Raw genomic sequence first — 15,335 nt, 5'->3', positions numbered from 1 at the left:
CCGTTGCCGGCTAGGCGGGCTGGACGGGCTGGGTCGCCACGTACTGTGCGAGCCACTCGGGCAGTGCGGTGAGGTCCGGGAGTACCACGTCGGCGCCCGCCGCGCGCAGTTCCGGCTCCGGGCACGGGCCCGTCGGCACCACCACGGACAGCGCGCCGGCCTTGCGGGCGCCGCGTACGTCTCCCACGTGGTCGCCGACGTAGACCTGCGCGCCGTACTCGCGCAGGGCCCCGGCCTTGGCCTCGGCCCACAGCCAGCCGATGACGGCGTCCGGCTCGATGCCCAGGTGCTTCAGGTGCAGGCGGGCGTTGGGCTCGTGCTTGGCGGTGACGACGATCGCCCGGCCGCCGAGCGCCTGGACGGCCTCGATCGCCTCGCGGGCGCCCGGCATCGCGGGCGTCGGCTCGATCGCGTATGTGGGATAGATCTCGCGGTAGCGGTCCGCCATGGCCGCAATCTCCGCCTCCGGGAACCAGTACGCCAGCTCCTCGTCGAGCGGCGGCCCGAGCCGCGTGACCGCCTCGCCGGCGTCGATGAACGTGCCCGTTTCGGCGGAGAGCGCCTGGTAGGCGGCCTTGATTCCCGGGCGCGAATCGATGAGGGTCATGTCGAGGTCGAAGCCGACGGTGAGGTTCATACCTGCCATTGTGCCGAGGCGGACCGACGCCCGGGCGGACAGCGGACCGACAACGGGGGAACGTACACTTAGGCTTGCCTTACAAGATCATGAAATAGGTGACATGTCTGCCCCGCCCGCTCTCCGGCGCGCCCTGACGACCCGTCGCATCGGGTGGACCGCAGCCGCCTTCGCCGCGCTCATATGCGCGGTGGTGCTCTCCCTCTCCGTCGGCGCCCGCCCCGTCCCGCCCTCCGTGGTCTGGGACGCCCTGGTCCACGGAGCCGCCGGCCCCGACGCCGACGTGGTGCGCAGCCTGCGCGTCCCGCGCACCCTGATCGCCCTCATGGTCGGTGCCGCCCTGGCCCTGGCCGGGACCGCGCTCCAGGGCATCACCCGCAATCCGATCGCCGACCCCGGCATCCTCGGCATCAGCCAGGGAGCCGGGGTCGCGGTCGTCTGCGCCATCGCCTTCGCGGGCGTGCACACGCTGAGCGGGTACGTGTGGTTCGCCTTCGCCGGAGCGGCCGTCGCCTCGGTCGCCGTCTACGCCATCGCCTCCGGCGGCCGCGGCGGCGCGACCCCGGTGAAACTGGCGCTGGGCGGGGCCGCGATCAACGCCCTGCTCGTGTCGGTCACCACCGGCGTGCTGACGACGAAGGCCTCGGCGCTCGACGAGTTCCGCTTCTGGCAGGTCGGCTCGGTGGCCGGGCGCGACCTCCAGGTCGTCCACCAGATCTGGCCGTTCCTGCTGGTGGGCCTCGTCCTGGTGGTGGCCGTGGCCCGGGGCCTGGACGCGCTGGCGCTCGGCGAGGACGTGGCCAAGGGACTCGGGCAGAACGTGGCCGCCGTACGGATCGTCGGCGGCCTCGGGGCCACCGTGCTGACCGGCGCCGGAGTCGCCGCCGCCGGGCCGATCGCCTTCATCGGGCTCGCCGTCCCGCACCTCGCGCGCGCCCTCGTGGGCGGCGACCACCGGTGGCTGCTGCCGGTGGCCGCGCTGATCGGGCCGGTGATGCTGCTCGTCGCGGACGTGGCCGGACGGGTCGTGGTGCCGCCGGGCGAGGTGCCGGCCGGGGTGATGACGGCGCTCATCGGCGTGCCGTTCCTGGTCACGCTGGTCCGCCGCAAGGCGGTGGCCGCGTGAGCGCCGTGCCGTCCGGATACGCCCTGGTCCGCCGCGGGCGCGGCTCCTTCCTGCTGCACCGCCGCGCCGCGTTCGTGGCGCTGGGCCTCGCCGCGCTGCTCGCGGCCGTCTGCGTCGTGTACCTCTCGGTCGGCGAGTCCTTCGTCTCCCCCGGCGAGGTGCTGAAGGTGCTGCTCGGGCAGCCCTCCCCCGACGAGCTGGTCGTCGGCACCCTGCGGCTGCCCCGGATGACGGCCGGGCTGCTCGTCGGCCTGGCCTTCGGGGTCGCCGGGGCGCTGATCCAGACCGTCGCCCGCAACCCGCTGGCCTCCCCGGACATCATCGGCATCAGCCAGGGCGCGAGCGCCGTCACCGTGGCGGCGCTGACGTTCGGCGTCACCTCGTACGCCGTGCTGCCCTACCTGTCGGTGCTCGGCGGCCTCGCCGCCGCCGTCCTCGTCTACCTCTTCGCATGGCGCGGCGGGCTGCACGCGACCCGCTTCGTGCTGATCGGGATCGGCTTCGCCATCGCCCTGCGGTCGGTGACCACGCTGCTGATGACCAAGGGCGACTACCTGGTCGCCCAGCAGGCCCAGATCTGGATGACCGGCTCGCTCAACGGACGCGGCTGGGACGTCGCCACCCCGCTGGCATGGGTGCTGCTGGCGCTGCTGCCGGGCGTGCTGTGGGCGGCGCGGGCGCAGCGCACCGTCTCCCTCGACGACGACACCGCCACCGCGCTCGGCGTGCGGCTGGGCCGGGTCCGGCTCGGGCTCATCGCCCTCGGCGTGGTCCTGGCCTCGGTGGCGACGGGCGCGGCCGGGCCGGTGGACTTCGTGGCGCTGCTCGCACCGCAGATCGCCCGCCGGATGACCCGAACCGCGCAGATCCCGCTGCTGTGCTCGGCGCTGACGGGTGCGGTCATCGTCGTGCTCGGCGACCTCCTCGCGCGCAGGCTCTTCTCCCCGACCGAGCTCCCGGTGGGCGTGCTGACCGCCGCCGTGGGCGCCCCGTACCTGATCTGGCTGATCGTCCGCAGCCGAACCGGAGGCAAGGCATGACCCCGACGAGCCGTCTCTCCGCGCGCCGGCTGACGCTCGCGTACGAGGACCGGGTGGTGGTCGAGGACCTCGACCTGGCCGTCCCCGACGGCAAGGTGACGGTGATCGTCGGACCCAACGCGTGCGGCAAGTCCACGACACTGCGGGCGCTCGGCCGGCTGCTGAAACCGCGCTCGGGCGCGGTGCTGCTGGACGGGGCCGCGCTGTCCTCGCTGCCGACGCGGCAGATCGCGCAGACCATCGGGCTGCTCCCGCAGTCCCCGGTGGCCCCGGAGGCGATCACGGTCGCCGACCTGGTGGCGCGGGGCCGGCAGCCGCACCAGCACTGGTGGCAGCAGTGGTCGCAGGAGGACGAACGGGCCGTGGTCGACGCGATGGCCCGTACCTCGGTCTCCGACCTGGCGGACCGTTCGGTGGACGCGCTGTCGGGCGGGCAGCGGCAGCGCGTCTGGATCGCGATGGCGCTGGCCCAGGACACCGGGCTGCTGCTCCTCGACGAGCCCACCACCTTCCTGGACATCGCCCACCAGGTGGAGGTGCTGGACCTGGTCCGGCGGCTGAACCGGGACCGGGGCCGGACGGTGGTGGCCGTCCTGCACGACCTGAACCAGGCGGCGCGCTACGCGGACCACCTGGTGGCGATGAAGGCGGGCCGCGTGGTAGCCGAGGGCCCGCCGGGATCGGTGGTCACCGCCGACCTGGTCCGCGAGGTCTTCGACCTCGAATCGATCGTCATCCCGGACCCGGTGACCGGCTCCCCGCTGGTCATCCCGGCCGCCCCGGCGCCGTAGCCCGACCCGGTGCACGCGGCCCGGGCCCGGGGACGGCGTCGCAAGGCGCGGGCCCGGCCCGCCATCGGCGGCGGGCCGAGCCGCCGCACCCGAACCCCCGTGCCCGGCTACCGCCGACGCGCCCGCCACACCAGGTACGCGACGGAGGCGAGGCCGGCCGCCCGGAGCAGCCACGGCCACATCCCGTGCAGGGCGGGGCTCAGCTGGTCCTCCGGCAGGGCCTCGCCCCAGCGCTCGTTCATCCGGCCCCACAGCCACACCACCGTCCCCGCGGCCACCACCCCCGGCGGCCCGAAGACGGCCCACTTCCGCTCGGCCGGTCCCAGCGCCCGCGAGGCGTACGGGAGCAGCCAGCCCACGACGAGCAGCAGCCAGTAGCCGGTGACCACGCCGGCGAGGAGGACGGCCGCGGCCAGCAGCAGGAAGGCGTTCGGCCGGGGACGGGCGGCGGCGCCGGCCTCCGCCCCCGCGGCCGGGGCCGCCTCCGCCGCCGCCTCCTTCTTCGCCCGCCGCCGCTCGCGCAGGAACCGTACGAAGCCCCGTACGCCCGATTCCCGCGCCCCGGCCTTGCCCTCCGCCCCCGGATCATCCGGCTCCGCGGCGGACCCGGGCTCCGGCGCGGCCTCGGGCTCCGGGAACTCGATGCCGCCCGCGAAACCGTCGACCTGCGGACCCGCCCCGTACGCGGCCGGGCTGAGCCGCCACCACTCGGGCTCCGACCCGCCCGAGGGGCCGAGTTCGTCGAGCCCGGCCAGGTGCGGCGGCACGTTCTGCGGCTGCGGCGGCTCCGGCGGCTGCGCCTTCCGCGGCGGCCGCACCGGCGGTTTCCGGCCACGCGGCCCCCGCTGTGCGGGCACGGCCGGGGCGGGAGCGGCCGGCGCGGCCCCCGGACCGGCGGCGCCGTGGCCGTCCAGGACCTCCTCCGGCGTGCCGAGCCGGTCCAGGATGCCGCGCACCGCGGCCGGGGTCTCCGGCTCGTACCGGGCGCGCCGACGGTCGATCTCGTCCCGCAGCCCCGCCACCAGCCGCATCCGGTCCCCGGAGGACAGCTGCCGTTGATGCGCCAAGTCCCCGACGCGGCTCAGATATTCGTAGACCAACTGGTCGCTTTCGATCCCCACGCCCGGCTCCTCCCTTACAGCCTGTCCCGAAGGTAGCGCGTGCGCCCGTGGAGCGGCCGCACGCTCAGCGGATACCGTTGGCCGGATGGGGACCGGCCGACTGACCGGCCGACGCGACCAGGAGGCGACGACCGTGCCCGAGGCAAGCACCGCAGGGGGCGCCGCGACGGGCGCCCCGCGCTCCCTCGCCGAGGCGCTGCGCGCCCGCGACGACGCGGCGCTCGCCGCACTGCTGCACGCCCGCCCGGACCTGCTCAGCCCGGTCCCGGGCGACGTCACCCAGCTGGCCACCCGCGCCGGGACCCGCGCCTCGGTGGTGCGGGCGCTGGAGCGGCTGGACCGCTTCGCGCTGCAGACCGCCGAGGCCCTGGCGGTGGCCCCCGACCCGTGCCCCTACCCGGCGCTGGAATCCCTGCTGACCGGCCAGGAGGGCACCACCGGCCACGACAACGGCGCCCGCGCCGCCCTGCCCGGCGCCCTGGCCACCCTGCGCGACCAGGCCCTGGTGTGGGGTGACGAGGACCGGCTGCGCCTGGTGCGCACCGCCCGCGAGCTGCTCGCGCCCGCCGCCCAGCGGCCCTCCCCGACGGGCCTCGGCCCGACCGTCGCCGAGGCCACGTCGGGGATGTCGCCGACCCGGATCCAGGAGATCGTGGCGGCCCTCGGGCTGCCCGCCACCCACGACCCGGTGTCCGCGGTCTCGGCACTGACCGGGCTGTTCACCGATCCGCGGCGGATGTCGGCACTGCTGGACGAGGCCCCGGCGGAGGCGCACCAGGTGCTCGGACGGCTCGTGTGGGGGCCTCCGTACGGGGAGGTGACCCCCAATCCGACCGCGCCGGTGCGCTGGCTGCGCGACCGCGGGCTGCTGCTGCCCGCCTCCGCGCGGACCGTGGTCCTGCCGCGCGAGGTGGCGCTGCACCTGCGCGGCGGCCTCGCGCACCGGGACACCGCGCCGACGGCTCCGCCGGTGCCCGCGCACCGCGAGCACCGTCCACAGCTTGTGGACGCGAACGCCGCCGGGCAGGCGCTGGCCGCGCTGTCCACCGTCGAGGAGCTGGTGAAGTCCTGGGAGCACGCCGGTCCGCTGGTGCTGCGCGCGGGCGGGCTCGCCGTACGGGACCTGAAGCGGGCCGCGGCCCTGCTGGACGCCACCGAGCCGGTGGCGGCGTTCTGGATCGAACTCGCCTACGCGGCCGGTCTGCTGGCCAGCGACGGGGAGGCCGACGAACGCTACGCGCCCACCCCCGCCTTCGACGACTGGTGCGAACTGCCGCCCGCCGAGCGCTGGTCGGTGCTCGCGGCGGCCTGGCTGCCGGCCACCCGGACCTCCGGACTGATCGGCGAACAGGACGGCAAGGGCCGCACCCTGTCCACGCTCGGCCCCGACCTGGACCGCTCCGCCGCCCCCGAGGTGCGCCGGCGCGTCCTCGAACTCCTCGCCGCGCTCCCCGAGGGCGGCGCACCGGCCCCCGACTCCCTGCTGGACCGCCTCGCGTGGGAGCGTCCCGTACGCGGTACGAGCGACCTGCGCGCCCGGCACGCGCACTGGACGCTGACCGAGGCCGAGGTGCTGGGCGTCACCGGGCGGGGCGCGCTCAGCGCGTTCGGCCGGGCCCTGCTGGAGCAGCGCGATCCGGCGCCTCTGCTGGCCCCGCTGCTGCCGGAGCCGGTGGACCACGTCCTGCTCCAGGCCGACCTGACGGCGGTGGCCCCCGGCCCGCTGCGCCGCCCGCTCGGCGACACCCTGGCGGTGCTCGCGGACGTGGAGTCCAAGGGCGGGGCGACGGTGTACCGGTTCACGCCCGGGTCGGTGCGCCGGGCCCTGGACGCCGGGCACGCCGCCGCCGACCTGCACGCCTTCCTCAAGGAACACAGCCGCACCCCGGTGCCGCAGCCCCTGGCCTACCTCATCGACGACGTGGCCCGCCGTCACGGCCACCTGCGGGTCGGGGCCGCGTCCTCGTACGTGCGCTGCGACGACGACGCGATGCTCGGCGAGATCCTGGCCGACAAGCGCTCGGCGGGGCTGGGCCTGCGCCGCCTCGCCCCCACCGTGCTGGCCGCGCAGGCCGAACCCACCACGCTGCTGGAGGGGTTGCGGGCCATGGGGTACGCGCCGGCCGCGGAGTCCCTGACCGGTGACGTGCTGGTGTCCCGGGCCGACGCCCGCCGCACCCCGGCGCGCTCGGCCCCCGTACCGGTGCCGGACGGGCCGCCGGTACCGGACGACACCCTGCTGGGGGCGGCGGTACGGGCGATCCGCGCGGGCGACGTGGCGGCGACGGCGGTGCGCAAGGAGCCGGCCTCGGCATCCGCCTCCTCGGCCTCCGCGGCATCGGGCTCGCCCGGCGAACTCCCGCGCACGAGCGCGGCGGAGACCCTCGCGACGGTCCAGGCGGCCGCGCTGACGGGGTCGGCGGTGTGGATCGGCTACGTGAACGCGGAGGGCGCGGCGAGCCAGCGCGTCATCGCCCCGGTCCGCGTCGAGGGCGGCTTCGTCACCGGCTACGACCACACGGCGGACGAGGTCCGCACGTACGCCCTGCACCGCATCACGGGCGTGGCGGAACTGGCGGAAGACCAGGTGTAGCGAGCCCCGGCGGCGGTCGCGTCGCCGCACCGCCCGAAAACCGCTGGCCGCCGGGTCCGCGCCACGCCAGGCTGCTCCCATGCCCACCCTCGCGCCGCGGGCGATCCGCGCGGCCCACACCGCCACCACGATCACCGTCTACCAGGCCTACTCCCCGGCCATCGGACTGCCGGCCGCCCGCGACGGCCGTTTCCCGCCCGCCTGGAAGCGGGAGCGGATGACGTGGATCAAGCCGTCGTTCCTGTGGATGATGTACCGCTGCGGCTGGGCCTCGAAGGCCGACCAGGAGACGGTGCTGGCGATCGAGATCACCCGGTCCGGCTTCGACGAGGCGCTCCGCGGGGCCTGCCTGTCCCACTACGAGCCCGGCGTGCACGAGGACCGCGCGACCTGGCAGCGGTCCCTGCGCGAGACATCGGCCCGGGTCCAGTGGGACCCGGAGCGCGACCTGCACCTGAACCCGCTGCCGTACCGCTCGCTCCAGCTGGGCCTGTCCGGCCCCGCCTCGCGCGCCTACGCCGACGCGTGGACGGTCGCCGTCCGCGACGTCACCCCGCTGGCCCGGGAGATCCGCTCGCTGCTCCGGTCCGGCGAGGAGCCGGCGGCACGGGCCCTGCTGCCCGTGGAAACCCCGTATGCGGCGGGTCCGTTGCCCCACCTGGGCGCCTAGGGCCTGTCGTTGCGCCCCGCGCCGGGACCGCGGGAGGCCCGTACCGCCCCGCCGGCGCCGTGATGCGGCACACTGGAGGTTTGGCCACCCGCGCCCGGGTGGACCACCCATGTCGGAAAGGGACGTGCGTGAACGGGCCTCTCATCGTCCAGAGCGACAAGACACTCCTCCTCGAGGTCGACCACGAGCTCGCCGGAGCCGCGCGGCGCGCCATCGCCCCCTTCGCCGAGCTGGAGCGTGCTCCCGAGCACATCCACACCTACCGGATCACCCCCCTCGGCCTGTGGAACGCCCGCGCCGCCGGGCACGACGCCGAGCAGGTCGTCGACGCCCTCGTCGAGTTCTCGCGGTACCCCGTCCCGCACGCGCTGCTCGTCGACGTCGCCGAGACGATGGCCCGCTACGGCCGGCTCACCCTCTCCAAGCACCCCGTGCACGGGCTGGTCCTGACCAGCACCGACCGGCCCGTGCTGGAGGAGATCCTGCGGTCCAAGCGGATCACCCCGCTCGTCGGGGCGCGGCTCGACGCCGACACCGTGGCCGTGCACCCCTCGGAGCGCGGGCAGATCAAGCAGACGCTGCTCAAGCTGGGCTGGCCCGCCGAGGACCTCGCCGGATACGTCGACGGCGAGGCGCACCAGATCGACCTGGCGGAGGACGGCTGGGCGCTGCGTCCCTACCAGCAGCAGGCCGTGGAGGGGTTCTGGCACGGCGGTTCCGGTGTGGTCGTGCTGCCCTGCGGCGCGGGCAAGACGCTGGTCGGCGCCGGGGCCATGGCGAAGGCCAAGGCGACCACGCTGATCCTGGTCACGAACACCGTCTCGGCCCGTCAGTGGAAGCACGAGCTGGTCAAGCGGACCTCGCTGACGGAGGAGGAGATCGGCGAGTACTCCGGGACCCGCAAGGAGATCCGGCCCGTCACGATCGCCACGTACCAGGTCCTGACGACCAAGCGGAAGGGCGTCTACCCGCACCTGGAGCTGTTCGACTCCCGGGACTGGGGCCTGATCGTCTACGACGAGGTGCACCTGCTGCCCGCTCCGGTGTTCAAGTTCACCGCCGACCTCCAGGCCCGCCGGCGCCTGGGCCTGACGGCCACGCTCGTACGCGAGGACGGCCGCGAGTCGGACGTGTTCTCGCTCATCGGGCCGAAGCGGTTCGACGCGCCGTGGAAGGAGATCGAGGCGCAGGGCTACATCGCGCCCGCCGACTGCGTCGAGGTCCGGGTGAATCTGACGGAGTCGGAGCGCCTGGCCTACGCGACCGCCGAGACGGAGGAGAAGTACCGCTTCTGCGCGACGACGGCCACCAAGCGGAAGGTCACCGAGGCGCTGGTGCGCAAGCACCAGGGTGAGCAGACGCTGGTCATCGGCCAGTACATCGACCAGCTCGACGAGCTGGGCGAGCACCTGGACGCGCCGGTCATCAAGGGCGAGACCTCCAACGCGCAGCGCGAGAAGCTCTTCGACGCCTTCCGCGAGGGCGAGATCAGCGTGCTGGTCGTGTCGAAGGTCGCGAACTTCTCGATCGACCTGCCCGAGGCGACGGTGGCGATCCAGGTGTCGGGCACCTTCGGCTCCCGCCAGGAGGAGGCACAGCGGCTGGGCCGCGTACTGCGTCCGAAGGCGGACGGCCACGAGGCGCGCTTCTACTCGGTGGTCGCGCGCGACACCATCGACCAGGACTTCGCGGCGCACCGCCAGCGGTTCCTCGCGGAGCAGGGCTACGCCTACCGGATCATGGACGCCGACGAGCTGCTCGCGAGCGACTGACCCGGCTCCTGGAGTGCCTCAGCGGCGTATGACGCCCGCGTCCTCGGCGTACTCGCCGAGGACGACGACGCTCACGGCGGCCGCGGCGAAGACCTTGGCGGCCCGCAGCATGCCGCCGACGCCGTGGCGCGGCCGGGAGTCGGAGATGGCGGTGGCGCCGCGAGGGCGGCCGCCCTGGATCGGGGTGAAGGTTGCGGTGCTCATGTATCCATGGTGCGTTTCCGCCCCTGCCGAAGCATCGCCCTGGGGGCGGAACCTGCGGGCCTCCGGTGTCCTCCTCCGGGCTCATGGAACCCCCTAGTGGCTCTGCCAAAAGTCTCACACCCCTGGGTATGACACCCGTTCGGATGACCCACGGGCGAGCACGTGCGGAAGGACGCGACGCGGGACTTCCGGAAGGACTTCCGGCCCCGTAATCCGTTCGCGCGGCCCCGCCGCGATGGCTACACTCTCCGCTCTTGCCGCCTCCCGCAGCACCACCGGGGAGAGCCGCCCACCGCACGGCAACCGGTGGGCCGTCTGTGTCCTCACCACCAGCTGGAGGCAGTCCCGTGCCCGCGCACGCCCCCGAGTCCGAACGACCCGCATCCACACCCGCATCCGCACCCGCATCCACACCCGCATCCGGCTCCGGCTCCGGCTCCGGTGCCGATCCCCTCGCCCGCGAACGCGCCCACCTCACCGCGTCCCGTGCCGCGCTCCGCGCCATGCGCGAGGACGTCGAGGCCCTCGACATCCGCGACGTCACCGCGAACTGGGTCAACGCGATCGTCCTCCAGGCCCAGATCGACGACCGGATCAAGGCCCTCGCCGACCTCGCCCACACCCCCCTCTTCTTCGGCCGCCTGAACTACCTGCACGCACCCGGCGCGGACCTCGCCGAGGGCGCGGAGGGCGAGCAGTTCTACATCGGCCGCCGCCACGTCCACGACGCCGACGGCGATCCGATGGTCATCGACTGGCGGGCGCCCGTCTCCCAGCCGTTCTACCGGGCTTCCAAGACCGACCCGCAGGACATCGCCCTGCGCCGCCGGTTCGGCTACACCGGCGGCGAGCTCACGGCGTACGAGGACGAGCACCTGTCCGACCCCTCCGAGGCGGCCGCCGTCAGCAAGCTGCTCCAGCAGGAGATCGAGCGCCCGCGCGTCGGTCCGATGCGGGACATCGTCGCGACGATCCAGCCCGAGCAGGACGAGATCGTCCGCTCCGGCCTCTCCGGCTCGGTCTGCGTCCAGGGCGGCCCCGGCACCGGGAAGACGGCCGTCGGCCTGCACCGGGTCGCGTACCTCCTCTACGCGCACCGCGACCGGCTCGCCCGCACCGGCACCCTCGTCATCGGGCCGAACCGTTCCTTCCTGCACTACATCGAGCAGGTCCTGCCCGCCCTGGGCGAGCTGGAGGTCAAGCAGGCCACCGTCGACGACCTGGTGGCGCGCGGCGGCGGCCTGGAGGTACGCGGCACGGACGCGTCCGAAACCGCCGTGGTCAAGGGCGATGCCCGGATGGCGGAGGTGCTCCGCCGCGCGGTCGCCTCCCACGTCACGCAGCCCACCGAGGCGCTGATGGTCGTGCGCGGTTCGCGGCGCTGGCGGGTGCCGGCGTACGAGATCGCCGAGATGGTCGAGGAGCTGCAGAAGCGCGACATCCGCTACGGGGCGGCGCGCGAGGCCCTGCCGCAGCGGATCGCGCACGCGGTGCTCGTACGGATGGAGCAGGCGGGCGAGGCGCCGGACGACCGGGTACAGGACGCGGTGGCGCGGGGCGCCGCCGTGAAGGCGGCGGTCAAGGAGATCTGGCCGCCGGTCGACCCGGCGAAGCTGGTGCTGCGGCTGCTGTCCGACCCGGAGTTCCTGGCGCTGCACGCGGCGGACGTGCTGACGCCGGAGGAGCAGCGGCAGCTGCTGTGGCCGAAGCCGTTTCGGAGCGTGAAAGCGGCGAAGTGGTCGGCGGCGGACCTGGTGCTGATCGACGAGGCGACCGACCTGGTGGAGCGGACGCCTTCGCTGGGCCACGTCGTGCTCGACGAGGCGCAGGACCTGTCCCCGATGCAGTACCGAGCGGTGGGGCGGCGCTGCACGACGGGTTCGGCCACGGTGCTCGGTGACCTGGCGCAGGGCACCACGCCGTGGGCCACGCGCAGCTGGGACGAGGCGCTGGCGCACCTCGGGAAGCCGCAGGCGGTGGTGGAGGAGCTGACGGCGGGCTTCCGCGTACCGCGCGAGGTGATCGCGTACGCCTCGCGGCTGCTGCCGTCGATCTCGCCGGGGCTGGCTGCGGTGTCCTCGGTGCGGGAGGCTCCGGGGTCGCTGCGGATCGCGGAGGCCGCGGACCTCGTCCCGGCGGTGGTCGAGGCCTGCCGTGCCTCGCTGGTGCACGAGGGGTCGATCGGGCTGATCGCGGCGGACGCGCGCGTGCCGGCCCTGGCGGACGCCCTGCGGGCGGCGGGCCTGTCCTACCTGTCCCCCGGCGAGGAGACGACGGCGGAGTCCCGGCTGACCCTGGTCCCGGCCTCCCTGGCCAAGGGTCTGGAGTACGACTACGTGGTCCTGGACGAGCCCGCCGCGATCGTGGACGGCGAGCCCGACGAGCGGACCGGGCTGCGCCGCCTGTACGTCTGCCTCACCCGAGCCGTCTCAGGCCTCACGGCCCTCCACTCGGCCCCGCTGCCGGCCGCCCTGTCCTGACCGGGGCGCTGCCGGGGCGCCGTGACCTGCGGCGCCGTTGCGGGGGCGCTGCCCCGAGCCCCCGCGCCTCAAAACGCCGGCGAGGCTGGGTTTGGCCCGCCAAATCCAGCCTCGCCCGCGGGCACCCCGGGGCGGGGTCAGCCCAGGGCCGTGCGCCAGGCCGATACGGCCTCGGCCGAGACCGGGTGGGTCCAGCCGGACGGGCGGGCCGCGCCGCCGATGTGGAAGGCGTCGACCCCGGCCTCGCGCAGCACCGGCAGGTGCGAGAGGGCCAGGCCCCCGCCGACCAGGATCCGCGCCCCGTACCCCGGCTCGCCCCGCCGCGCGGCCTCCGCGAGCAGCACCGGCATGCCCTCGTCGACCCCGGCCGCCGAGCCCGCCGTCAGGTAGGTGTCCAGGCCGGGCAGGTCCGCGAGGGCCTTGCGCAGGCCGTCGCGGTCCGCCGCGCGGTCGATCGCCCGGTGGAAGGTCCACCGGCAGCCGCCCAGCTCCGCCACCACGGCCTCGACCGCCGCGAGGTCGGGGGTGCCGTCCGGGTTCAGGAACCCGAGCACGAACTCCTCCGCGCCCTCCGCCCGCAGCCCGCGCGCCGCCTCCACCAGTCCGGAGACCTCGCCCGCCGCGAAGCCGTCCGTCTTGCGGATCATCACCCGCAACGGGATGTCGACCGCCGCCCTGATCGCCGCGAAGGTCTCGCGCGGCGGGGTGAGCCCGTCGGCGGCCATGTCGGTGACCAGCTCGAGCCGGTCCGCCCCACCGGCCTGGGCCGCGATCGCGTCCTCCACGTCGAGGGCGATCACCTCCAGGAGCGCACGGTTGCTCATTCGATCCCATCCTTCGAGAAGCTGCACGAAATAGGTCTAGTCCAATATCCAGGGTACGGGCCCGCGCCCGCGCTCCACCAGCACCATCACGCCACCCCCACAATGTGCGCATGGACACAGGCACCCCGCACACCGACGCCGCGGCCCTCCACGCCCGCCTCCACATCCGTTTCCGGGCCACCGCCACCGCCGCCGGCGCCCCCGCCGACCGGGATCCCGCCCCCTACGCCGACCGCCTGCTCACCGCCTGGGCGGAGCCCCAGCGCAGGTACCACACCACCGTGCACCTGGCCGACGTACTGGCCCGGATCGACATACTGGCGGCGCACGCCGCCGACCCCGCCGCCGTCGAACTGGCCGCCTGGTTCCACGACGCCGTCTACCGCCCCGACCGCTCCGAGAACGAGGAACGCAGCGCCGTCCTCGCCGAGCGCGCCCTGCCCGAGCTCGGCGTCGACGCGGCCCGCACCGCCGAAGTGGCCCGGCTCGTCCGGCTCACCGTCACCCACGACCCCGCCCCCGGCGACACCAACGGCGAGGCGCTCTGCGACGCGGACCTCGCCGTCCTGGCCGGCGCGCCCGAGGCCTACGCCGCCTATGCCGCCGCCGTGCGCGACGAGTACGGGTTCGTGCCGGACGACGCCTTCACCACGGGCCGCGCCGGCGTGCTCCGCCAGCTCCTCGCCCTGCCGAGGCTCTTCCGCACCCCGTACGGAACCGCGCACTGGGAGGCCCCGGCACGCGCCAACCTCGCCGCCGAACTGGCGCGGCTCGACCCGCGGGGAATTTGATCGTGTTCGCCACGGTTGGTGACAGTCATGCCCGCTGATGCCGCAAGCCGCCCCCGCATGCCCGTAGCCGTGTACGTCCTCGGCCTGTCCGTGTTCGCACTCGGCACCAGCGAGTTCATGCTCTCCGGGCTGCTGCCACCCATCGCCGAGGACATGGGCGTCACCATCCCGCAGGCGGGCCTGCTCATATCCGCCTTCGCGATCGGCATGGTCATCGGGGCACCGCTGCTGGCCGTGGCCACGCTGCGCCTCCCGCGCCGCACCACCCTCGTCTTCCTCATCAGCCTCTTCGGCCTCGGGCAGGTCGCGGGCGCGCTGGCCCCCTCGTACGAGCTCCTCTTCGCCTCCCGCGTGGTCTCCGCCCTCGCCTGCGCCGGCTTCTGGGCCGTGGGCGCGGCCGTGGCCATCGCCACGGTCGACAAGGACCAGCGGGCCCGCGCGATGGCCGTCATGATCGGCGGCCTGTCCATCGCGAACGTCCTCGGCGTGCCCGCCGGGGCCTTCCTCGGCGAGCACCTCGGCTGGCGCTCCGCGTTCTGGTCGGTGGGCGCGGCCTCCGCCATCGCCCTGGCCGGCATCCTGGCCCTGATCCCGAAGATCCCGCTGCCCGCCGAGAAGCCCTCGCTCGGCCGCGAGCTGCGCATCTACCGCGACCGCCAGGTGTGGCTCTCCATCGGCATCACGGCCCTGGCCGCGGGCGGCGTCTTCTGCGCCTTCAGCTACCTGTCACCGCTGCTCACGGACGTGGCGGGGCTGGACTCCGGCTGGGTCCCGTGGATCCTCGGCCTCTTCGGCGTGGGCGCGCTGGTCGGCACCACCATCGGCGGCCGGATCGCGGACGCGCACCTGTTCGGCGTGATGATCTGGGGCATCACCGCCTCGACCGTCTTCCTCGCCGCGCTCGCCCTGCTGGCCTCCGCCGCCGTCGCGGCGATCGCCCTGTCGTTCCTGCTCGGCGTCTCGGCCTTCTTCACCGCGCCGGCGCTCAACGCCCGCATGTTCAACGTGGCCGGCGCCGCCCCGACCCTGGCCGGAGCCACCACCACGGCCGCCTTCAACCTCGGCAACACCGGCGGCCCCTGGCTCGGCGGCACCGTCATCGACGCGGACCTCGGCTTCTCCGCCACCGCCTGGGCGGGCGCGGCCATGACCGCCACCGCCCTCGCCCTCACCGCGATCGCCCTGCGCCTCCACCGCCGCACCCCGCCCCCGGCCACCCGCGTGATCGCCTCCGGAGGCACCGGCCGGACCAGCGGCCTGCCGCAGCCCGCCGCACAGGGCTGACC

At 74.8% G+C, this 15,335-nt stretch carries 13 protein-coding genes; 9 read left to right on the top strand and 4 right to left on the bottom strand.

Features of this window, described 5'->3' with window-relative positions:
- Nucleotides 1-10: 10 nt before the first annotated feature.
- The gene (locus ACTVZO_RS23920; RefSeq protein ID WP_443300331.1) at nucleotides 11-646 is read right to left on the bottom strand and encodes an HAD family hydrolase; all 636 of its coding nucleotides are present in this window, start codon (nucleotides 644-646) and stop codon (nucleotides 11-13) included.
- A gap of 94 nt (nucleotides 647-740) precedes the next feature.
- Between ACTVZO_RS23920 and ACTVZO_RS23915 the strand changes: the two genes are divergently transcribed.
- The 3 genes from ACTVZO_RS23915 to ACTVZO_RS23905 are packed head-to-tail and all read left to right on the top strand — an operon-like array spanning nucleotide 741 to nucleotide 3,594.
- Nucleotides 741-1,763: a FecCD family ABC transporter permease gene (locus tag ACTVZO_RS23915; protein ID WP_443300330.1), complete on the top strand. Its 1,023-nt coding sequence runs from the start codon at nucleotides 741-743 to the stop codon at nucleotides 1,761-1,763.
- Nucleotides 1,760-2,803 carry a FecCD family ABC transporter permease gene (locus ACTVZO_RS23910; RefSeq protein ID WP_443300329.1) on the top strand — a complete coding sequence of 348 codons (1,044 nt, stop codon included), beginning with the start codon at nucleotides 1,760-1,762 and terminating at the stop codon, nucleotides 2,801-2,803. Before ACTVZO_RS23915 ends, ACTVZO_RS23910 begins: the two co-directional genes overlap by 4 nt.
- Complete coding sequence (locus tag ACTVZO_RS23905) at nucleotides 2,800-3,594, top strand: ABC transporter ATP-binding protein (RefSeq protein WP_443300328.1); 795 nt, start codon at nucleotides 2,800-2,802, stop codon at nucleotides 3,592-3,594. Before ACTVZO_RS23910 ends, ACTVZO_RS23905 begins: the two co-directional genes overlap by 4 nt.
- 107 nt (nucleotides 3,595-3,701) lie before the next feature.
- Here ACTVZO_RS23905 and ACTVZO_RS23900 read toward each other — a convergent pair whose 3' ends face one another.
- Nucleotides 3,702-4,715 (bottom strand): hypothetical protein, encoded by a 1,014-nt coding sequence (locus ACTVZO_RS23900; protein ID WP_443300327.1) that lies wholly within the window; start codon nucleotides 4,713-4,715, stop codon nucleotides 3,702-3,704.
- An 85-nt stretch (nucleotides 4,716-4,800) separates the two neighbouring features.
- On the opposite strand from ACTVZO_RS23900, the gene ACTVZO_RS23895 reads away from it, so the two are divergent.
- The 3 genes from ACTVZO_RS23895 (at nucleotide 4,801) to ACTVZO_RS23885 (ending at nucleotide 9,750) form a co-directional block, all read left to right on the top strand.
- Nucleotides 4,801-7,308 carry a helicase C-terminal domain-containing protein gene (locus ACTVZO_RS23895; RefSeq protein WP_443300326.1) on the top strand — a complete coding sequence of 836 codons (2,508 nt, stop codon included), beginning with the start codon at nucleotides 4,801-4,803 and terminating at the stop codon, nucleotides 7,306-7,308.
- 79 nt (nucleotides 7,309-7,387) lie between these two features.
- A complete protein-coding gene (locus ACTVZO_RS23890) occupies nucleotides 7,388-7,978 on the top strand; it encodes a DUF4291 domain-containing protein (protein ID WP_443300325.1) in 591 nt (196 codons plus the stop codon).
- A gap of 128 nt (nucleotides 7,979-8,106) precedes the next feature.
- Nucleotides 8,107-9,750: a DNA repair helicase XPB gene (locus ACTVZO_RS23885; protein WP_443300324.1), complete on the top strand. Its 1,644-nt coding sequence runs from the start codon at nucleotides 8,107-8,109 to the stop codon at nucleotides 9,748-9,750.
- Between the two features lie 18 nt (nucleotides 9,751-9,768).
- Here the strand turns inward: ACTVZO_RS23885 and ACTVZO_RS23880 are convergent, their stop codons facing one another.
- Nucleotides 9,769-9,954, bottom strand: a complete 186-nt coding sequence (locus tag ACTVZO_RS23880; RefSeq protein WP_384229918.1) for a hypothetical protein — start codon at nucleotides 9,952-9,954, stop codon at nucleotides 9,769-9,771.
- 347 nt (nucleotides 9,955-10,301) lie between these two features.
- On the opposite strand from ACTVZO_RS23880, the gene ACTVZO_RS23875 reads away from it, so the two are divergent.
- On the top strand, nucleotides 10,302-12,434 hold the full coding sequence (locus tag ACTVZO_RS23875) for a HelD family protein (protein ID WP_443300323.1): 2,133 nt from the start codon (nucleotides 10,302-10,304) through the stop codon (nucleotides 12,432-12,434).
- A gap of 137 nt (nucleotides 12,435-12,571) precedes the next feature.
- Here the strand turns inward: ACTVZO_RS23875 and ACTVZO_RS23870 are convergent, their stop codons facing one another.
- On the bottom strand, nucleotides 12,572-13,258 hold the full coding sequence (locus tag ACTVZO_RS23870; protein ID WP_443300322.1) for a copper homeostasis protein CutC: 687 nt from the start codon (nucleotides 13,256-13,258) through the stop codon (nucleotides 12,572-12,574).
- 110 nt (nucleotides 13,259-13,368) lie between these two features.
- Between ACTVZO_RS23870 and ACTVZO_RS23865 the strand changes: the two genes are divergently transcribed.
- Both ACTVZO_RS23865 and ACTVZO_RS23860 read left to right on the top strand, forming a co-directional pair.
- A complete protein-coding gene (locus ACTVZO_RS23865) occupies nucleotides 13,369-14,049 on the top strand; it encodes an HD domain-containing protein (protein WP_443300321.1) in 681 nt (226 codons plus the stop codon).
- A gap of 57 nt (nucleotides 14,050-14,106) precedes the next feature.
- Nucleotides 14,107-15,333, top strand: coding sequence for a Cmx/CmrA family chloramphenicol efflux MFS transporter (locus tag ACTVZO_RS23860; protein WP_443300320.1), 1,227 nt, complete (start codon nucleotides 14,107-14,109; stop codon nucleotides 15,331-15,333).
- Nucleotides 15,334-15,335: the final 2 nt, after the last annotated feature.

The organism is Streptomyces sp. IBSNAI002, from assembly GCF_052244475.1.
GTDB lineage: Bacteria > Actinomycetota > Actinomycetes > Streptomycetales > Streptomycetaceae > Streptomyces.
The sequence above is the reverse complement of the archived record's forward strand: the minus strand, read 5'-3'. Positions and strand labels throughout refer to the sequence as shown.